This is a genomic window from Microlunatus endophyticus, assembly GCF_014646195.1.
Lineage (GTDB): Bacteria > Actinomycetota > Actinomycetes > Propionibacteriales > Propionibacteriaceae > Microlunatus > Microlunatus endophyticus.
Map to the genome: position 1 here is coordinate 33,640 of NZ_BMMZ01000010.1, position 18,690 is coordinate 52,329.

An 18,690-nucleotide genomic window follows, 5' to 3' on the forward strand; every position below is an offset into this window, starting at 1 on the left:
CGGAGTCGATCACCCGGAGCCGATCCCCCGGAGTCGATCAAGCAGAGTTGATCAAAAGGCCTTGATCAACGACCGGTGCCCGCGTAGACGACGGCCTGTTCCTCGCTGTCCAGACCGAAGGCGGTGTGGGCGGCGCGGACAGCTCGATCGACATCGTCCTGGTCGACGACGACCGAGATCCGGATCTCGGAGGTGGAGATCATCTCGATGTTGACCTCGGCCTCGGCCAGGGCGGCGAAGAATTTCGCGGTGACGCCGGGATGGGACCGCATGCCGACACCGACCACGGAGACCTTGCCGATCTGATCGTCATAGAGGATGTCGTCGAAGCCGACCTCCTCCTTGATCGCATTCAGCGCGGCGACAGCGACCTTGCCGTCGGTCTTGGGCAGGGTGAAGGAGATGTCGGTCCGGCCGGTCGAGACTGCGGACACGTTCTGCACGATCATGTCGATGTTGACCTCGATCGAGGCGATCGCCTCGAAGACCCGGGCCGCCTCACCGATCCGGTCCGGCACCCCGGTGATCGTGATCTTGGCTTCGCCGCGATCGTGGGCGACACCGGAGATGATGGCCTGTTCCATGACGGATCCCTCCTCGAGATCGGTGACCCAGGTGCCCTCCTTGGTGGTGAAGGAGGATCGTACGTGGACGGGGACGTGCTCGCGGCGGGCGTATTCGACGCAGCGCAGATGCAGGATCTTGGCCCCGCAGGCCGCCATCTCCAGCATCTCTTCGTAGCTGATCCGGGGGATCCGACGGGCATTCGGCGCGATCCGCGGATCGGCGGTGAAGACGCCGTCGACGTCGGTGTAGATCTCGCAGTAGTCGGCGCCGAGGGACGCCGCCAGTGCAACCGCGGTGGTGTCGGACCCGCCACGGCCGATGGTCGTGATGTCCTTGGTGTCCTGGCTGACGCCTTGGAAACCCGCCACGATCACGACGTCGCCGGTCTGCAGCGCGGACACGATGCGGCCGGGGGTGATGTCGATGATCCGGGCGTTGCCGTGGGTGCCGGTGGTGATCACGCCGGCCTGCGATCCGGTGAAGGAGCGGGCACTGAGTCCCTGGTCCCCGATCGCCATCGCCAGCAGCGCGGCGCTCATCCGCTCGCCGGCGGTCAACAGCATGTCCAACTCGCGCGGGGCCGGCTGCGGTGACACGCGGAACGCGAGGTCCATCAACTCGTCGGTCGTGTCCCCCATCGCCGAGATCACCACGACGACCTCATGCCCGGCCTGTTTGGTCGCGACGATGCGCTTCGCCACCCGCTTGATGCTGTCCGCATCAGCGACTGACGAACCACCAAATTTCTGCACGACGCGCGCCACGCCTGGAACTCCTTCTGTATGGAACGCCCCGTGAGGCGCAATACGGGAAATCTTACCGTGGATCGGCAGTGTTGCCCGTATCCGGTCCGGGACCGGGAACAACTGTAGACGCGGACCAGCGCTCGGGCCGATTCGTTCCACCGGCCGTACGGCGCCGTACTGTCGCTCTCGTGGGAGCTCTTGTGGGAGAACGCGTGATTCGCTGGGGCATCGCGGGACCGGGCCGGATCGCCGAGTCCGAGGCGAGCGACTTCCCGCTGGTACCGGATGCCGAATTGCTGGCGGTCGGATCGCGGTCGGCCGAGCGGGCGCAGGCCTTCGCCACCCGGCACGCGATCCCCAGGGCGTACGGCAGTTACCGGGACCTCGTCGACGACCCCGACCTGGACGCGATCTACATCGCCACGCCGCACCCGCAGCATCTGGCGATCGCCCGGGCGGCGATCAGGCGCGGCAAGGCCGTGCTGGTCGAGAAGACGTTCACCGCGACGGTTGCCGGCGCCGAGGAGCTTCGTGATCTTGCCCGCAGCGAGGGCGTGTTCGCGATGGAGGCGATGTGGACCCGCTTCCTGCCGGCCTACGTCAGCATCCGGAAGTTGATCAAGGACGGCGCGATCGGCGAGGCCCGCCAGGTGCAGGCCGATCTGGGTGTCGATCGGCCGTTCGATCCGACCGATCGCGCCTACGACCGGTTGCAAGGCGGCGGCGCGATGCTGGATCTCGGCGTGTATCTGGTGTCCCTGGCCCAGCACATCCTCGGCGTACCGGACACGATCACCGCCACCGGCTCGCTGGCACCGACCGGCGTCGACCAGGAATTCGGGCTGCTGCTCGGCTACGACGACGGCCGGGCCGCGACCCTGCTCGGATCGATCCGCAACGCCTCCCCCGGCACGGCGCGGATCGTCGGCAGCGAAGGCTGGATCGATCTGCCGGCCCGGTTCCACCACCCGAGCGCGATCACCCTGAGCCGGTGCGGCCGGGAGCCGCAGACGCTCGATCAGACCCCGCTCGGGCACGGCTATCCGCATCAGTTCATCGCCGTCAACGAACTGCTGCGGTCCGGAGCGACCGAGAGTCCGATCATGCCGCTGGACGACACCGTCGCCGTACAGAAGATCTTGAACGCCGGTTGCGAGCAGCTGGGCGTCCACCACCGCGAGGACGAGACCGTCGAGGTCTGAACCGGAAGCGGAATCAGTCGGCGTCGGCGCCGAGCTCGGGGACGTCCCAGGTCGACAGGCAGAACGGATGCCCGACCGGATCCGCGTACACGAAGCAGTGATCGGAATTGGGCTGGAAGTCGTACCGCGTCGCACCGGCGGCCAGCACCCGCGCCTCGGTGGCCGCAAGATCATCGACGTAGAAGTCGAGATGCAGGTGCATCGGCACCTCGCCCGTCGGCCAGTCCGGCGGGCGGAAATCCTTCACCTGTTGGAATCCGAGGTCGCAGTTCGGCCCGGTGACGACGGCCCAGAACGCGTTGCCTCTGGCGACGCCGCCGGTGATCGTCGCGTAGAACCGGGCCAGCGCGATGGCATCGGGTGCATTGACCGTCGTGCCGGAAAGCCTGATCGTGTCCGACATCACTGCACTCCGAGCTGCTCGTAGCCGGGTGCGAGCTCGGTCCAACGGTCGTGCCAGATCGATCCGTATCCCCGCAGGGAACGTCCGAGATCCTCCAGGTGTGCCTGCCAACCGGCGCCGTAGTGATGCAGAGGGGCGAGCGGTAGGCCGCGCTCCTCGACCACCAGCCGGGTCTTCCTGCCCTCCTCGGTGAGCCAGGCCTCGATCTCAGTCTGTTCGTCGGTGCCGGGCTCCATGGTGAGCAGCAGATGCCGAGGTGGCTCACAGGTCTCGATCCGGCCCGGCCCGGTCCAGCTGCTGGTCCAGAGGCGTTGATCGAGCAGCCGGCGCGCAGGTCACCGGAGACCTCGCCGATCCAGCGGGCCAGCCGCTCCGGAGTCGTGCACGCCCGCCACAGGTCGTCGATGTCGGTGTCGTAGACGTCCTCGACGCGCACCGCGCCGTGGCTGTCGTCGAGTCGGCGCATCGAGCCGATGAGCTTCAGGTTGCTCACGGTTGGGCCTTCTTTCCCCGAGCGATCTCGGTGTGCAGGGCATCGAGCCGGTGCTGCCACAGCGCCCGGTAATCGCCGAGCCACTCGTCCAGCTCGCTCAGCGGCTCCGGCCGCAGGCTGTAGATCCGCCGCTGCGCCTCCTGCCGTACGTCGACCAGGCCGGCCTCGCGGAGCACGCGCAGGTGCCGGGAGACTCCAGGGCGGGCGATCGGCAGCTCGGCCGCGAGTTCACCGGCGGTCGCCGGGTGATCACGAAGGATCCCGAGCACGGTGCGGCGGCTCGGATCCGCCAACGCTTGCAGGACCGCATCCACACCACGAGCGTACCCAACCAGTTACGTAACCACAAGGGTACGGATACCGCCGACTCCGCGGGGTGCGCGCCGGGGCACAGCCGCACCAGCTGCGGTGCGGATCGGAGGGCGCGGTTGCGCGGTTGCGGGGGTCGGGCGTCGGGGTCAGGCGGTCACGTAGCGGCGGCCCTCGAAGGCACGCCCGAGGGTGACCTCGTCGGCGTACTCCAGGTCGCCGCCGACCGGCAGGCCGGAGGCGAGCCGGCTGACCTTGACGCCCATCGGCAGCAGCAGCCGGCTCAGATAGGTGGCGGTCGCCTCGCCCTCGAGATTGGGGTCGGTGGCGAGGATCACCTCGGTGACGGTGCCGTCGGCGAGCCGTTGGCACAGCTCCCTGATCTTGAGATCGCTCGGGCCGATGCCGTCAATCGGGCTGATCGCCCCGCCGAGCACGTGGTAGCGGCCACGGAATTCCCGGGTGCGTTCGATCGCGACGACGTCCTTGGACTCCTCGACCACGCAGATCAGTGCAGGGTCACGGCGCGGGTCACGGCAGATCCGGCACTGGTCGTCCTCGGACACGTTGAAGCAGATCTCGCAGAACTTCACCTTGTCCTTGACCTCGATCAGGATGCCGGCGAGCTTGCGGATCTCGTCCGGATCGGCGGCCAGGATGTGGAAGGCGATCCGCTGGGCAGACTTCGGCCCGATACCCGGCAGCCGGCCGAGCTCGTCGATCAGATCTTGGACCGGGCCCTCGTACACCGAACGAACTCCCTACAGTCCCAGGCCGCCGGCCATCGGGCCGAGCTTGCTGGCAGCAGCTTCCTGCTGTTGGGCGGTGGCGGCGCGGACCGCGGCGAGCACCAGATCCGCCAGCGTCTCGGTGTCCTCGGGGTCGGCCGCCTCGGGCTTGATCGTCAGATCCACCAACTCGCCGGTGCCGGACACTTTGGCGGTCACCAGGTCACCGCCGGCGCTGCCCTCGAAGACCTCCGAGGCCAGCTCCTCCTGAGCCTGCATCAACTGCTGTTGCATCGCCTGGGCCTGGGCCAGCATGCCGCCCAGATCCATGCTGCCGAGGCCGCCGCCGGTCAGCGCGCCGAGATCGGGAAGCCCCGGGATGCCGGCGGCCTCGATCGGATCTTCGGGCGAAGTCGGGTCGGACATATGGATCTCCCCTTGCTGGTGCGACTGCCCGGACTGTGGATTCCCGGCCGCTGAATGGCCGGACGGGACGGGTCGCTGAGGTGCCAAGCCTATGCGCCCGACTCTTCCTCGGCGATGATCTCGGCGCCGAGTCGCTGCTGCAGCAGCTCTGTGTGCGAGACACCGGCCTCGTCGACCACATCGTCGTCGCGATGGGCGGCCGCATCCCGGTCCTCCCATTCGTCGGCCGGTGAGCCGGCCGACCACGACGGCCCGGCGCTTCCCGGGCTGGATGGGGTGACCGGGGATCCGGATGCTTCCGGCCCTGGGTCGTTCGTCGCCCAGGGCGGCGGACCGCTCGGGCCCGGATCGACCTCCCAGGGCGGTGCCGCGGGGCCGGGCGGCGTCGCGGGGCTCGAGGATCCGGCCGTACGGCCCGGTGCACCAGCCGGTGCAGCTGCTTGGGCCGGCGGTGTCGGCGTTGCGGCCGACGTTCCCGCGGGAACGTTCTGCGCCCAGCCGCTCCCTGGATTCGCTGCGGCCGCAGTTGCTCCGCCGGTCGGCCCGGAACCGGGTGACCGCGGTGCCGAACGGTTGGCAACGGCTCCCCCGGCGCTGGGATCGACCATGGTCTCGATCTTGAGATCGGCGCCGATGACCGAGATCAGGGCGTCGCGGAGGATGTCTTCGCTGCCGCCGCGGCCGAAGCTGTCGCGAGCGCCGACGTTGGGCATCGCCAGCACCAGCGTGCCGTTGGTCAGATCGGCGACCTGGGCGTTCTGGCTCAACAGGATCCAGGTGAAGCGCCGACGGTTCTTGACCTCTTCGAGGACGTCCGGCCACAGCCGACGCAGGTCGGTGATGGTGAAGCCCTGCCCCTGAGACCCCTGCCCCTGAGACCCCTGCCCCTGAGGCGGAGCAGCCGGTGGCGCGTCCGGCTGGGCGACCTCGGCAGGTTGCGCCAGCGCCTCGGCCGGCGCAGGTTCCGGTGCCGGCCGGCCGGGGGTGGCCGGGGTCGGCCAGTCCGTCTCCGCGAGCCCCGGGCTGGGCGACTGCGCGGAGTCGGCCGACGGGCCGGCTGCCTTTTCTGGCTGCGGCGCTGCGGACCGTGCCGGTCCGGGTCCGGCGGCGGGCCCGGCGCTTCTCGTAGGCCCAGCCGAAGGGTCCGTCTCGACGACCGGACCGACGTTCTCCGAGTCGGAGGCAGCTCCGGCCGGTGGCTGCGGTGCCGGAGTGGGCTCAGCGCTCGACGCCGACCCGGCCGGCTGCGTACGACTGTCCGCTGGTGAGGTACGGGCTCCGGCCGGTTGGGCGGACGCCGTGCCGGTCATGCCGATCCGTCGCTCCAGTCGGTCCAACCGGGCGTGCACGCCACGGTCGTCCAGATCGGTACCGGGCAACAGCACCCGGGCACACATCAGCTCCAGGTGCAGCCGCGGCGCGGTCGTGCCGCGCATCTCGGTGAGACCGGCGGCGATCACCTCGCCGGCCCGGGTCAGCTCGCCCGCACCGAGCGAGGCCGCCTGACTGCTCAGCCGTTCGGCCTGGTCGTCGGCCACGTCGACCAGACCGGAGGTGAGCGCATCCGGAACCGCAGCCACGATCACCAGATCGCGGATCCGGCGCAACAGGTCCTCGGCGAACCGGCGCGGGTCCTGGCCGACCTCGATCACCTTGTCGACGCAGCGGAAGACGCCACCCGAGTCGCCGGCGGCGAAGGCGTCCAGCATCTCGTCCAGCAGCGAGTCCGGGGTGTAGCCGAGCAGGGCCGCGGCCTGACCGTACGAAACACCCTGCTCGGAGGCGCCGCCGAGGAGCTGGTCAAGCACCGAGAGCGAGTCGCGGACCGAACCGGCACCGGCTCGTACGACCAGGGGCAGGACGCCGTTCTCGACCTCGATGCCCTCCGCTTGGCAGAGCGTTGCCAGATAGTCGGTGAGCACCCGCGGTGGCACCAGCCGGAAGGGATAGTGGTGCGTCCGGGACCGGATGGTGCCGATCACCTTGTCCGGTTCGGTGGTGGCGAAGATGAATTTGACGTGCGGCGGCGGCTCCTCGACCAGCTTCAGCAGCGCGTTGAAGCCGGCCGTGGTGACCATATGCGCCTCGTCGACGATGTAGATCTTGTAGCGGCTGCTGACCGGGGCGAAGAAGGCCCGCTCGCGCAGATCCCGGGCATCGTCGACGCCACCGTGGCTGGCGGCATCGATCTCGATCACATCGATACTGCCGGGACCGCCGGTGGCCAGGTCACGGCAGGACTGGCACTCCCCGCACGGCTCGGCGACCGGGGCCTTCTCGCAATTCAGCGCCCGCGCCAGGATCCGGGCCGAGGTGGTCTTGCCGCAGCCACGCGGGCCGGAGAACAGGTAGGCGTGGTTGACCCGGTTGTTGACCAGGGCCCGTTGCAGCGGCTCGGTGACGTGCTCCTGGCCGATGACGGCGCCGAAGGTGTCCGGCCGGTAGCGGCGGTAGAGCGCCAGCGGCGGCGCGACCGCGGGTGCCGGAGCCGCACCGAACAGCGCATCGGCGCCGACTGCGTCCATCGCGGCTGCTCCCTCGTCGCTCTCGTCCTGCACGGCTGCCACCCTATGACCTCTCCGGCGTCTGTTCTATGTGCCGCCGTCCGTCCTACCAGCCGACACCGACACCGGCGTCCGGGAGTCGTCTGGAGCCGCGGCCACGGGTCGGGTCGAGCGGAACAGGCCCAGAGCGATGGCGATCGCGGCGCCGAGGATGAGCGGGCCACCCAGCAGGTTGTTCCCGTAGTCCTGCAGTCGGTCCAGGGTCAGACCGGTCTCGTCGGTGACCCGGGCGTATCCGACCACCAGCATCGCCAACAGGTTGAATCCCAGGACCATCAGCACCCGGGACGGTCGGGGCCAGCCCCGGGTGTCGTCGTTGGCGATCCCGCCGCTGGTCAGGAACTGCCAGACCAGGCCCAGGAACAGCGTGATCGATCCGCCGATGATCGAGCTCACCGGGTCGGCGAAGAACTGCCGGCCACTGATCGCGAGCGCGAAGCCGATGACGATGATCATGCCCTCGATCCGGGCGCGATCCAGTCGGCGCGTGACCAGCAACACGATCAGCAACGCTGCGGCGGACGTGACCAGCAACGGGTTGAAGCCGCCGCCGCCGATCGCCAGCTGGCCGATCCTGGTCAGCAGGAAGGCCAGCCCGATGGTCGCGGTGATCTCGGCCCGGCCGCGGGAGCCACGCCAGGCCAGCCAGCCGCCCCACAGGATCAAGGCGATCGAGAACCCGATCCCGTACGCGTCCCCGCCGAGCCAGTCCGACACCGCAGCGGCTGTGGTGGCCGCCGGGTGCAGCGCCGGCGCCACGGAGGCGAAATTCCGCAGCGGCACGACCACCAGCGAGTCGAAGATCGAGCTGGCCAACAGGCCGACTGCGGCCGGCAGCGCGACCATCCGGACGTCATCGCCGAGATGCTCGACGCCGGTATCGCCCGGGTGTCTCCGGTCGGCGATCCGGTCCACCACCAGCCAGCAGCCGATACTGCCGATGATCATGATCCCGGGAAAGATTATCAACCGCAGCGTGAAGGCCAGTGCGAGGAAGGTGTGCCACTCGGCGATCAGGCGCCAGATGATCAGCCCGACAAGGATGATCAGCAGGACAGGCGTCGGAATCGTCCGGCGGGCCGCCTGGAATCCGTATTCGGCTGTCCACAACACCAGCCCGAACGCCCACTGTGCGATCGCGTAGCCAGCGAGCATGGCCAACGGGGCGGCCATGATCGTGATCTCCTCCATCGTCAGGTCGATCGCGTCGACACTGGATCCGCCGCCGTAGGCCGCGCCACGGCTGGTGCCCTGCGCGGATCCGAGTAACGCAATCGCGTACATGATCACCACGACGACGTATTCCCACCAGCGGTACCCGGCCCGCCAGCGGATGACCTGCATGATCACCAGCACCAACCACGGACCGACGGTCAGCAGCAGTTGCACTACTCCGTCCAGGGTCGCCCCGAGTTCGATCATGATCGCCAGGCTCGCCAACAGCACCAGGATCCGCAGCGGCACCGGAGCGTGCAGTGCGCCGGTCTGGCCGAGCGCCGCCGCCAGACAGAGCAGGGCCGCGGTCACGGTCGGCACCAGGACGGGCATCCCGGCGGTGTCACTGGTGCCGGCCATCGGCAGCCAGTGCCGCAGCCAGGGTGCGCCGATGGCCAGCGCCACGGCAGCGGCGTAACCGACCGTCGCCAGCACCGCGATGATCAACAGGCCGGCCGGCCAGCCCGCGGTGCGGATCCGGTCGGTCCGGATCGGCTCGACGTAGACCTTGGAGAGCACATTGCCCGCGACCCGGAAGGGAGCCTTCCAGCGGGCGGTCACGCGATCACCTCCGCGGAGTCGCCGTGCACGATCACCGCGCCCCAACTGCCCAGGCCGAGGTTCTGGGCGTACACGTCGTCGGGAAGCTTGATCGGCCAGCTGGCCCGGCTCGGCCCGTCACCGATGTAGACGGTCGTCGCGCTGCCTCCGACCACCAGGACGCCGCCCGGACCGTCGACAGCACCGATCGCCGCAGGTGTAGTGCCGAGCTGCCGGCCGGTGCCGAGATCGATCAGAGCGACGCCCGCTGATCCGGTGACCACACCCAACTGCCCGGTGACATGGAACTCGTCGACCGCTCCGGCCCGGACATTGAGCACATATTGCTTTCCCTGCAGGTCGCGTCCGTAGAGGAAGTGGTTGCGGAGGGTGAGCAGGGAGCCGTCGAACAGCCCGACACCGCCCAGCGAGTCGCCGTCGGACCAGCCGAGCTGGCGGCCCGTCCGCGCGTCCAGCCGATGGCTCGTCTCGTCGCTGTCGCCGTAGGCGACCTGCGTCGCGTCCGCGGTCAGTAACCCTGTCGCGGCATCGGTCGACACCTGCCAGAGCAGTCGCCCGGTACGCAGGTCCAGCGCCTGGATGCCGGTGCCGTAGACCGCGATGATCAGCCGGGATCCGGACGCCGCGGCATCGGCGACAAGATCATCCGTACGGTGCTGCCAGACCCGGCCGCCGTCCGGGTCGTAGGCGATCACCTGGCGCTGATCGGTGATCGCGACCAGCAGTTGGCCGACGCTGACCAGCCGGGACACCCGGCCACCGGGATGAGCGGTCCAGGCGACCTGGGCGGTCTTCCCGTGCCGGGTGAAGACGGTCACACTGTGATCGATGCCCGCGATCGCGAACCGGTTGCCGGGCAGCACCGCGGGCGGGATGTCTGCCTCGACATCGACCGGCGTCACGCCGGTGCCGTCGCGCAGCGCGAAGTCGACCGTACCGGGAGTCCACTGACCAAGATCACGAGCCGTGATCGGCGCAGTGGCCAGGGATCCGGAGAAGCGGCCGTGCGCCTGGTTCGCCGAAACCGTGGAGAGCCGTACGGCCGGCCTGCCGACTCGTTGGTAGGACAGCCGCTGCAGACCGGTCCCGGCACAGGATCTGAAGCTGAGCACGGAATCCGCGGTCGGCGTACGGCTGGTGACGGTCGCGGCCCAGTCGACGCAGTCGCCGCTGCCCGATACCCGGGTCGAGGCGGAGAACGGCGCCTGTCCGGCTCCGACGATCATGGTGCCCGCGACGCGGCCGGCCCGGGCCCGGCGTTCATGGCCGTGGGAGACCGGAAGACTCGGGGAGAAGATCAGACCGTCGGTGCCGGTGATCACACCGAGTAGCGAGACCTCGCTCCTGCTGACCTGGAAGACCACCCGGAGTTGATCATCACCGGACCGGGCGTCGGCCACCCAGAGGCCGTGAGTGATCATGAAATCGTCGGGCTGGTGTTGCAGCGCGACCACACCGGGCAGGCCCGAGGAGAGGAAGCCGGCACCGGTCTGGACGGCTTGTTCCAGCTGACCGGAGCGGCCGTTCAGCAGCACCTGCGAGAAGGCGCCGTCGCTCGGCGCGTAGGTCAGGTCGCGTGGTTGGTCGGTCCGGAAACTGTAGGCGGCGGCCGAAACCATCGCACCGGTGCACAACAGCAGCACCAGGATCATGATCACCAACCGGGCAGGCTGTCTCATCATCTCCTCGTCGCTGAGCTCCCGAAGTGTCCGATGGTATCCAGCCGAGGGTCTGGAATGATGCGGCGAGTGCAGACAACCATCCGCTGGATCCTCTTCGATGCCGACGGCGTCCTCCAACGCTCGGCCGACGGCTGGCAGGATCGGTTGCTCGAGTTGCTCGGGGACGCTTCGACGCTGGAGGAGTTGTTCGCCGCCGAGCGGGAGCAGACCATGACCGGCGGCAACTTCCGGCAGCTGGTGACCGACGAACTCGCGTGTCAGGGCGTACAGACCGACCCGGAGGTTGTCCTGGACGTCTGGCGGGATCTGATCGTCGACGAGGAGATGACGGCCCGGATCGGGCAACTCCGGGCGGGCGGGCTGAAGTGCGCGCTGGCGACCAACCAGCAGGACGTACGGGTCGCGCACATGCGCTCGATGCCCGAATACGACGGCGTCTTCGACGCGCAGTTCTATTCGTCCGAGGTCGGGCTGGCCAAACCGGATCCGGCCTTCTTCGCCCAGATCGTGCAGCAGCTCGGGGTGCCCACCGCGGAGGTGCTGTTCATCGACGACGTCCGGGCCAACGTCGACGGGGCCGGCGCCGCGGGGCTGCATGCGGAGGTCTTCGAACACGACGCCGGCGTCGGCGAGCTGGACCGGATCCTGGCGGCGTACGGGCTCGTCGGGAGATAGCGGGCTCGCCGGGAGATAGAAGGAGCCCCCCGCGTACCCGAAAGAGCTCGCTTACCCTTGCTGCCTTCCGACCCTGGGGGAGTTGGGCAAGTTATCGCCACGCGGGGGACCGAGGACCGAGTGTACGCGATCGGGCGCCCGGATACCCAGCCCGGCCGACCCGCATCGACCTACCGGCGCGGATAATGGGTCAGGTGAGTGGTGGTTACCCCGTACCGCAACGCATCGGCGACGCCGAGCGGGACCAGGCTGCGCAGTTCCTGCAGGACCATCACGCCCAGGGCCGGCTGGACCCGGCCGAATTCGACGAGCGGCTGACGGCGGCGCTGCAGGCCAAGACGCAGGCCGACCTCGACCGGCTCTTCACCGACCTGCCCTCCCCCACACCCCGATCGCCGGGACAGGCCGTGGAGCCGGCCAAGCCACAACCGGCCACTCCGGCCGTGCCGGTCAGCAAGCGGGTCTGGGGAGCGATGGACGTCGTGGCCGGTGCGATCTGGCCGATCACGCTGATCGCGCTCTTCGCGCTGCGCTGGCACCCGTGGTATTTGATCTTCATCCCGATCATCGTGAGCTCGATCTGGGGACGCCGGCGGGCACAGGAGAATGCCGAGCGGGAGCGGCTGGAGGCCGAGCGCAAGCGGCAGCTGGACCAGGGTGACTCCGGGCCCGCCCAGCCACCTGTGGGTTGACCCTGAAAGCTCCCTGACCGGTGACAAAAGCCATAGCCGTACGAACCGTGCGGGACCGACACTGGATGGGTGAGTTCCTCATTCCAGACGCCGGGCACCGTACGGATCGGTGACCGTGAACGTGACCAGGCCACCGAGTGCCTGCGTGAACACATGGCGGCAGGCCGGCTGGACCCGGTCGAATTCGACCATCGCATCGAGACCGCACTGACCGCCCGGTATGCCGAGGACCTCCAGCCGCTCTTCGTCGACCTGCCCGCTCCCCGACCGGATCTGCCGACCGTACGCTCCGAGCCGGCCCCGCAACGCACCGTTGTCGCGCCGCCCGCGCCCAAGCCAACCGAGTCGATCCGGTCCTCCGCCGGATGGCGGACGGCGTCCGCACTCGCTTGGGCGGCGGCGATCATCGTCTGCTTCGCCTCCAGCTGGAACCTGTGGTGGGTGCTCTTCGTGCCGCTGCTGATGGGCGGCTGCGGCGGGGCGGGCCATGACCGCCGGCAGCGGCGGCTCGCCGCCCGGCAGCAGCGCTGGGACGGTCGGACGCAGCGTTTCGAGGTCCGGATGAACCGACTCGACCAAAGGTTCGAGCACCGGCACTGGTGACCTCTCGCCAGCTGGCTCGGGCCCTTGATCCCCGCCTACGGCAGCCGGGCGCCGATTCGCACAGAGCCTGCTCCGGCCTGTAATCTTGCTCCTCGGCCGTGCTCTCGAGGACGGTCGAGGAGGATTCGCCTAGAGGCCTATGGCGCTCGCTTGGAAAGCGGGTTGGGTTCACGCCCTCACGAGTTCGAATCTCGTATCCTCCGCCCATCTGACTAGGGGAAACGCTCGAACGGGTCATCCCGGCTCACCGCCCCGAAACCTTCGTAGTCTCACTTCTAGTCTCAATTGGGTCCTCGGAAGGCGCCTCAGCAGCCCACAACAGACCGCCAACCTGACCCGCTACGACCTTCCTAATCGGGTCCGTCACGTGCTGATACCGGGCCGCCATCGCAGTGCTCGACCAGCCCATAATCCCCATCACCGTCCGCTCCGGCACCCCCAAGACCAGCAACACCGTCGCCGCCGTATGGCGCGCGTCATGCAACCGAGCATCCCGCACCCCAGCCTCCTTCAGCAACGCCTTCCACCGGTGATAGTCCGAATTCGGATTCAACGGCGCACCGGTCGGCGACGTGAACACCCAGTCCCCGTCCTCCCACAGCTGCCGGGCCCGCTGACGCATCTCTGACTGCTCCTTCTGCTGGTCGCGAAGCAACTGCACTAACTGGTCCGGCAGACCAACGGCACGCCGGCCGGCATCGGACTTCGTCAGACCGGACGTCCCGTTCACCAGGATCCGTTGCGGGCACCAGCCCGGCTTCTTGCCGCACGTGCCGTCGCAGCCGTGCGCATAGATCGGCCGAACCCGGGTCGACCGGACATGCAGCAGTCCATGATCAAGGTCAACGTCTGCCCACTTCAGACCCAGCGCCTCACCCTGCCGCAAGCCAAGAGCGAGGGCGATCGCCCAGCGGGCCCGGTTCGGATGCTTGCCGGCCGCGGCGAGGATCGCTCGCACCTCATCCACTGTGTACGGCTGCACCGTCTCAACCTGGACCCGCGGAGGCTTCGCCAGAGCCGCGACGTTACGAGCCACATGCCCTCGACGCTGCGCCTCGCCCAATGCCGTGCGAACCGTCCGATGAACCTGATGCGCCGTGCCGGGCTTGGCACCACCCTTGATCATCTCTCGATAGAGACGCTCCAGATGCTCCGGCTCCAGCCTGTCCAGCCGGTGCCCGCCCAACCGTGGAATCAGATGCTTGTACACAGCGGTCCTGTACGCGGCAAAACTCGTCGGACGCAGACTGGGCTCCGCGATGTGCTCCAGCCAGTGTTCGAGCCAGGCGGCGAGCGTCCACCGCTGGCCGGCCTTACGGACCTGTCCCGCATCACGATTCCGTTCAAGATCACGGACCTTGCCCACCACCGAACCCTTCGTCGGCCCCTGAACATGCCGCCGATCAAGCCTCCCATCCGCGCGGTAGCCGACCGTCACCCGACCATGCCACCAGCCGTCCGTCCCCTGGTACACGCTCGACGTCCGGTTCGGGTTACGCGACCTCGTCATGAGTTCGCTGCTCCCTCCGTAATCGCTCGACAGCATCCTCCAGGCACTCCGCCGGAACACGCCGCAGCCGACCGACATGGATCGACTCAACCTCACCCGACAGCACCAGCCGATACATCAGAGACCGGCCAATCCCCAATCGATCCGCCGCCTCCTCCACGCGCAGCAGAAGACGCTGCGACGAAACATCCCCATCAACAACCATGATCATCTGCCTTCCGCACAGTCCAGGAGGTCGCGGCCTCCCCGAAGAAACAAGGGTTTGGTTCTCAGGCCAGGCGTCAAGGGCACTTCGTGTCCTCCGGATTCGCGGCGCTCACCCTTGACCCCCGACCTGAGAATCAAGATCAGCTGGCCATCGAGGAGGCCGCAGCAGAATGGACGCCCACAACACAGCTCACCCACTCGGGCCACCCCCAGCGCCCACCAGAATTGCCGAACGGGACTTCGCAGCCTCATACTGCTGACGCCACCGCGCCCGCTCCTCCACCGACTCCAAGATCACCCGCGCATAGGTGGCCTCGTCTGCCTTCGTGTCCTGCCAGACAAAGCGAGGCTCTCCATCTGTCAACGTGACCGATGCGGCGAGGCGCTCGATCTCCGGGGCGACGATCCCGGCGTTGAGCAGAGCCTCCCGCACAACCGTGGCCCGATCGGCACGATGCTCGCCAAGCGTCTTGCCCGACCACTGCCGAGACACCAGCACCCGCCGACCACCGACGCCGAGGTTCTCCCGGTCGTGAGCCTTCGATCCGCACGCACCGGGCCGGAGCGCCGGCACGGCATCCTTCGGCTGAATTCCATAGCGCAACCAATTGGCACAGTGTTCACTACACGGAAGGAATCGCAGCTCCTCGTGCAAACGATCGATGTGCGCCTCGTAATCGGGATCGAAACCGTCCGAGGCCGAGTAGGTCGACGCGATCGACTTCGCCAGGTATTTGGTCAGATAGCGCACCGCCCGGTCCGCGTCTGCACTCGGAGCGATGATGCCAGCGATGTCGAGCCGGTTGCCGAGACGCATCACGTGAGCTGCCCGGTCCTCGTCGGTCAGTGCGGAGAGAGCCCCGTCCCAAGTCGGCAACAACTCGCCGGTGTCTGGATCGACATAATCAGATCCGTCCCAGACCGGCAGCCGGTCCACATAGATGGCCTGATCAAACTGCGGCCACCACACCTGGACGTAAGTAGCCCTTGCCACCTGACGGATGATCTCTCGCGGGATCGCACCCCGAACCGCCGCATGCAAATGAGGCGCCAGGCGCTTCTGCGGCTCAACGGCAGCGAAATACTGAACTTTGTAACCAGAGCATCGCCGAAGGTTCTGCCAGAACCGATCAACGAGCTTGGCAAAATGCAGCGCATCAAGTGCGGCACGTCGGTAGTTGTAGGTGCCGGGGTCGACGGGTGCACCATTGCTCTTGATCTTGCCGTACGACGGCAGTGTCAGCGTCACGAACATGCTCGGCCGGTAACGACGCCCGTCCGGTGCCTGGAAGACTCGACCGACCGTCCGGTCCTCCATCTGCACTCGCGGCAGATCGGCAGCGTCCTGCCGACGCCTCGTTGATCGCACCCGCCGAACACTCGCTTGATCATCTTCTGAGCCGTCGTGAGTGTCGGCGTCAGCTCCCCCATCGCCCAGCTCCGTCGATTCCACCTCCGGCTCGTCCTCGCGATGCCACCCCTCAGCGCACTGTTGGATCCGTAGCCGACGCGCCTTGTCCGCACACGAAGGGCAAACCGACTCGCGCGTCGCGCCACATGGCAGCGCCACTACGGCCGTTTCGCCGGTTGACCGGTCAACGACCTGACGCAGTAAAGGCCGCACGCAAACCTTCTGATCCACTGCCAGTTCATAGGCCATCTGCGACGTCGGCCGGAGCGCTGTGATCACGATACGGCCTCCGTGGTGGCTAAAGTCGCCGAATGCCTGCGGCATGCAGCCTCAATGTCCGAATCTGAGACGTACGAGAAGCGCACTCGTCGCGGAACAGCCAGACCATCAACGATCACGTAGCCGACGCCAGGAAGCTGTTCAGGAATGCGGTCGGCCAGAGCGCCTCGTGCTCGCACCCCCGGGCCCAGAGCCAAGGTCACGTGCTCGGCCTCGTTCACGCGGAGCGTGATCCGAGTCGGGAAGAGATCGCGCATTGGCAGTACCTCTTTCCGCGGATCTTGGATCGCACCCATGATCACGACGCCGACCGCACGGCCCTGCGACAGCAGCAGACCAAGCGATCCTTCGATCCGTCGCTTCAAGTTCCGGTCGGTCACCCATGCCGTCAGTGCGGCCAGTTCGTCGATCACCACCATGATCAGTGGCTCGTCAGTCGTAGGCTCGTGAAGTCGAGCGATGCCTCGCAGCCGATCCTGTCGGTCGCGCATGATCACGACAGCGTCTTCCAGCAGTCGGGCGAACGTCTCCTCATAGGTCGCCTCGGTCGAATCGCCGTAGCAGAATCGATCGAAGAGTCCGGCGCCGAGCGCCAGCTCCATGCCACCCTTGGGATCAATCGCCCACACTCGCACAAGCCGGCCGCTGATGGCCGGCTGAAGCGCTAGGAGCACCGACCAGAGCACCGATCCCTTGCCCGCGCCAGTCGCACCAACGATCAAGACGTGCGTACCGATGATCGGCATGCGATGCACCCGGCCGTCCTCGACCCTTCCGACCGGCAGACCTATGGCCAGATCGGCGACGGTAGTCGGGAACGGAGCGACGACCTTCTCGAGTGGCTCCTTGATCAGTAGCCACATCTCGATGTGGTGTGGACGCCTAAGCACGCTGTGAATTCGGCAGTCCAAGGCGCCGAAGGTCTGGGCAAGCCGATCTCCGACTGCCGCAAAGTCCTCCAGGGTCTGCCCCGGCAGCAGCTCGACGTGGATCTGATCGACCATTGACGAGCTTCGGACTCGGCCACGCCGCGGGACTGCTCGCTCGCCCGACGCTCCGGACGTCAAGCCGGCTGACTCCATCGCCACGTCCCAGCGCGGATCGTAGATCCGGTGATTACGCCACCTCGCGCGCAGCGGGAATCGGATCATCCGATCAAACGTCGCGGGCGACTGCCACCGCCAGATCGCCAACGACGCTGCGAGTGCGAGGAGCTCTCCACAGGGATGCCACCACCATGAAGATCCCAGTGTCCAGCCGGTGACGAGCACAGCGGCGACGCATAGCAGGAACAGAACCTTCAGGCCGCCCATGACACGCCTCGCCGCGCGGGCAGCGTGCGATTCCGGGCCTCTCCGGAAATATGGGAAGCGCTCACGGATAGGGCGATCCGTCCTTTCGCAACCATGATCACGATGCCATCCGGTCGACCGCAGGCGGCCAATCCACCACAGGACCGACGCGCTGGAAACTCGGCTCACCATCGGTGATGATCAGCAGGACTTCCTTATGGGATCCACCCGGATGGGCGAATGCCGCCAAGATCAACTCCAGATTCCGCCGATCCAGACCGGCAAGAGTGCCGCCAAGATCACTAAGAGGCTGACCCCCGACGAGCGCTCCGACCACGTTGAGCAGACGGCGCTCTCCGCCCGAAAGCATCCCCGCGCCAGCCCAGATCCCGCCGGGGTCCAGCCAGAACCAGCCGGATCGATCACACGGTCTGACCCATGGCCAGCTAGACGACGCGAACCTGCCGCCGAATGCCCTCGCGAGAAGCTCCACCGCTGCCTCCTCGGCATAGGAGCCTCTCGCCCAGGCGCGCAGCCCGGCGACAGATGCCGCCAGTTCCTCGGCCATCATCACGCCGCCTTCGATGCACCCTGGCTTGAAGTGCTGACCGCAGATACGGACTTCGAGCCGTACCGAGGAGTCGACATGCCAGCCGCGCGGAGCGAATACGCGATCCGCTGCCGACCGTTACCGACCTCCTTCTGATACGGAGTCACCGTCAGCCCATCCAGCTGAACAGGCCGCACAGGGACCCCATCGATGGCGTCAGGAGGAACCGGCTGCACCTCCGCCGCGATCTTGACCTTGAATGTGCGCTCGCGCGCTTCCGGGTCGAAATCCATCACATCGACGGTCCACACCGGCAGGCCGGTGTCCTTGTCGCGCGCTTGTACACGGTTCTCAGGCGTCGACCGGTCGAAGTCAATCAACGGCGCCACAGCGCCAACCACACCCACGCCGTGCGGGAACACCTCACCGCACTCCACCTTGAACGGACCCTGAACTGACATGACCTACTCCTCTCGATTAAGCTAGCTTACTTTGGCTTATCACATACGGATGAACTTGTCTAGCCTTCTCGCTAAGATTTGTGCTGTGCCTCCTGCGAACTCGACCCGATATGG

Annotated in this window: 19 protein-coding genes, 1 tRNA gene and 1 other RNA gene; 5 read left to right on the forward strand and 16 right to left on the reverse strand. The window is 67.5% G+C overall.

The window, feature by feature from the left end:
• Positions 1-65: 65 nt before the first annotated feature.
• The gene (locus tag IEY07_RS17645; protein ID WP_188896726.1) at positions 66-1,331 is read right to left on the reverse strand and encodes an aspartate kinase; all 1,266 of its coding nucleotides are present in this window, start codon (positions 1,329-1,331) and stop codon (positions 66-68) included.
• 170 nt (positions 1,332-1,501) lie between these two features.
• Between IEY07_RS17645 and IEY07_RS17650 the strand changes: the two genes are divergently transcribed.
• Entirely contained in the window at positions 1,502-2,515 is a 1,014-nt protein-coding gene (locus IEY07_RS17650; RefSeq protein ID WP_188896727.1) for a Gfo/Idh/MocA family protein, read from the forward strand.
• A 13-nt stretch (positions 2,516-2,528) separates the two neighbouring features.
• On the opposite strand, the gene IEY07_RS17655 is transcribed toward IEY07_RS17650, so the two are convergent.
• From IEY07_RS17655 to IEY07_RS17690, 8 genes are all read right to left on the reverse strand, one after another.
• Positions 2,529-2,918, reverse strand: a complete 390-nt coding sequence (locus tag IEY07_RS17655; RefSeq protein ID WP_188896728.1) for a VOC family protein — start codon at positions 2,916-2,918, stop codon at positions 2,529-2,531.
• Positions 2,918-3,241: an SRPBCC domain-containing protein gene (locus tag IEY07_RS24285; RefSeq protein ID WP_308422957.1), complete on the reverse strand. Its 324-nt coding sequence runs from the start codon at positions 3,239-3,241 to the stop codon at positions 2,918-2,920. The genes IEY07_RS17655 and IEY07_RS24285 overlap by 1 nt, the downstream gene beginning before the upstream one ends.
• A gap of 166 nt (positions 3,242-3,407) precedes the next feature.
• On the reverse strand, positions 3,408-3,725 hold the full coding sequence (locus IEY07_RS17665; RefSeq protein WP_188896729.1) for an ArsR/SmtB family transcription factor: 318 nt from the start codon (positions 3,723-3,725) through the stop codon (positions 3,408-3,410).
• Positions 3,726-3,869: 144 nt separating this feature from the next.
• Entirely contained in the window at positions 3,870-4,469 is a 600-nt protein-coding gene (gene recR / locus IEY07_RS17670) for a recombination mediator RecR (protein ID WP_188896730.1), read from the reverse strand.
• Between the two features lie 12 nt (positions 4,470-4,481).
• Entirely contained in the window at positions 4,482-4,778 is a 297-nt protein-coding gene (locus tag IEY07_RS17675) for a YbaB/EbfC family nucleoid-associated protein (RefSeq protein ID WP_188896863.1), read from the reverse strand.
• 185 nt (positions 4,779-4,963) lie between these two features.
• Entirely contained in the window at positions 4,964-7,399 is a 2,436-nt protein-coding gene (locus IEY07_RS17680) for a DNA polymerase III subunit gamma and tau (protein ID WP_188896864.1), read from the reverse strand.
• 66 nt (positions 7,400-7,465) lie between these two features.
• Complete coding sequence (locus IEY07_RS17685; protein ID WP_188896731.1) at positions 7,466-9,214, reverse strand: hypothetical protein; 1,749 nt, start codon at positions 9,212-9,214, stop codon at positions 7,466-7,468.
• Entirely contained in the window at positions 9,211-10,893 is a 1,683-nt protein-coding gene (locus tag IEY07_RS17690; protein ID WP_188896732.1) for an outer membrane protein assembly factor BamB family protein, read from the reverse strand. The genes IEY07_RS17685 and IEY07_RS17690 overlap by 4 nt, the downstream gene beginning before the upstream one ends.
• Before the next feature lie 69 nt (positions 10,894-10,962).
• Here IEY07_RS17690 and IEY07_RS17695 point away from each other — a divergent pair, with 69 nt between their 5' ends.
• Positions 10,963-11,571, forward strand: coding sequence for an HAD family hydrolase (locus IEY07_RS17695; protein ID WP_188896733.1), 609 nt, complete (start codon positions 10,963-10,965; stop codon positions 11,569-11,571).
• A gap of 17 nt (positions 11,572-11,588) precedes the next feature.
• On the opposite strand, the gene ffs is transcribed toward IEY07_RS17695, so the two are convergent.
• Positions 11,589-11,685: signal recognition particle sRNA small type (gene ffs, locus IEY07_RS17700), an RNA gene on the reverse strand.
• A gap of 80 nt (positions 11,686-11,765) precedes the next feature.
• Here ffs and IEY07_RS17705 point away from each other — a divergent pair.
• The 3 genes from IEY07_RS17705 to IEY07_RS17715 all read left to right on the forward strand — a co-directional run bounded on the left by IEY07_RS17705 (position 11,766) and on the right by IEY07_RS17715 (position 13,069).
• Entirely contained in the window at positions 11,766-12,263 is a 498-nt protein-coding gene (locus IEY07_RS17705) for a DUF1707 SHOCT-like domain-containing protein (protein ID WP_188896734.1), read from the forward strand.
• A gap of 69 nt (positions 12,264-12,332) precedes the next feature.
• Positions 12,333-12,866: a DUF1707 SHOCT-like domain-containing protein gene (locus tag IEY07_RS17710; protein WP_188896735.1), complete on the forward strand. Its 534-nt coding sequence runs from the start codon at positions 12,333-12,335 to the stop codon at positions 12,864-12,866.
• 118 nt (positions 12,867-12,984) lie between these two features.
• Positions 12,985-13,069: transfer RNA gene (locus IEY07_RS17715), tRNA-Ser, on the forward strand.
• Positions 13,070-13,110: 41 nt separating this feature from the next.
• Here the strand turns inward: IEY07_RS17715 and IEY07_RS17720 are convergent.
• From IEY07_RS17720 to IEY07_RS17745, 6 genes are all read right to left on the reverse strand, one after another.
• On the reverse strand, positions 13,111-14,376 hold the full coding sequence (locus IEY07_RS17720; RefSeq protein ID WP_188896736.1) for a tyrosine-type recombinase/integrase: 1,266 nt from the start codon (positions 14,374-14,376) through the stop codon (positions 13,111-13,113).
• Positions 14,360-14,587: an excisionase family DNA-binding protein gene (locus IEY07_RS17725; protein ID WP_188896737.1), complete on the reverse strand. Its 228-nt coding sequence runs from the start codon at positions 14,585-14,587 to the stop codon at positions 14,360-14,362. The genes IEY07_RS17720 and IEY07_RS17725 overlap by 17 nt, the downstream gene beginning before the upstream one ends.
• A 186-nt stretch (positions 14,588-14,773) precedes the next feature.
• Positions 14,774-16,318, reverse strand: coding sequence for a replication initiator (locus IEY07_RS17730; protein WP_308422956.1), 1,545 nt, complete (start codon positions 16,316-16,318; stop codon positions 14,774-14,776).
• A complete protein-coding gene (locus tag IEY07_RS17735; RefSeq protein WP_229670261.1) occupies positions 16,270-17,277 on the reverse strand; it encodes a type IV secretory system conjugative DNA transfer family protein in 1,008 nt (335 codons plus the stop codon). The genes IEY07_RS17730 and IEY07_RS17735 overlap by 49 nt, the downstream gene beginning before the upstream one ends.
• Positions 17,278-17,683: 406 nt before the next feature.
• Positions 17,684-18,133, reverse strand: coding sequence for a hypothetical protein (locus IEY07_RS17740; protein ID WP_229670263.1), 450 nt, complete (start codon positions 18,131-18,133; stop codon positions 17,684-17,686).
• 2 nt (positions 18,134-18,135) lie between these two features.
• Positions 18,136-18,576: a hypothetical protein gene (locus IEY07_RS17745; protein ID WP_188896740.1), complete on the reverse strand. Its 441-nt coding sequence runs from the start codon at positions 18,574-18,576 to the stop codon at positions 18,136-18,138.
• Positions 18,577-18,690 lie beyond the last annotated feature (114 nt).

What these genes read in the sequence shown, in the direction of transcription:
- IEY07_RS17655 (WP_188896728.1), bottom strand. Translation starts at nt 2,918, where the DNA reads ATGTCGGACACGATCAGGCTTTCCGGCACGACGGTCAATGCACCCGAT.
- IEY07_RS17675 (WP_188896863.1), bottom strand. Translation starts at nt 4,778, where the DNA reads ATGGATCTGGGCGGCATGCTGGCCCAGGCCCAGGCGATGCAACAGCAG.
- IEY07_RS17680 (WP_188896864.1), bottom strand. Translation starts at nt 7,399, where the DNA reads ATGGACGCAGTCGGCGCCGATGCGCTGTTCGGTGCGGCTCCGGCACCC.
- IEY07_RS17690 (WP_188896732.1), bottom strand. Translation starts at nt 10,893, where the DNA reads ATGAGACAGCCTGCCCGGTTGGTGATCATGATCCTGGTGCTGCTGTTG.
- IEY07_RS17720 (WP_188896736.1), bottom strand. Translation starts at nt 14,376, where the DNA reads ATGACGAGGTCGCGTAACCCGAACCGGACGTCGAGCGTGTACCAGGGG.
- IEY07_RS17725 (WP_188896737.1), bottom strand. Translation starts at nt 14,587, where the DNA reads ATGATCATGGTTGTTGATGGGGATGTTTCGTCGCAGCGTCTTCTGCTG.
- IEY07_RS17730 (WP_308422956.1), bottom strand. Translation starts at nt 16,318, where the DNA reads ATGCCGCAGGCATTCGGCGACTTTAGCCACCACGGAGGCCGTATCGTG.
- IEY07_RS17735 (WP_229670261.1), bottom strand. Translation starts at nt 17,277, where the DNA reads ATGGTCGATCAGATCCACGTCGAGCTGCTGCCGGGGCAGACCCTGGAG.
- IEY07_RS17740 (WP_229670263.1), bottom strand. Translation starts at nt 18,133, where the DNA reads ATGGCCGAGGAACTGGCGGCATCTGTCGCCGGGCTGCGCGCCTGGGCG.
- IEY07_RS17745 (WP_188896740.1), bottom strand. Translation starts at nt 18,576, where the DNA reads ATGTCAGTTCAGGGTCCGTTCAAGGTGGAGTGCGGTGAGGTGTTCCCG.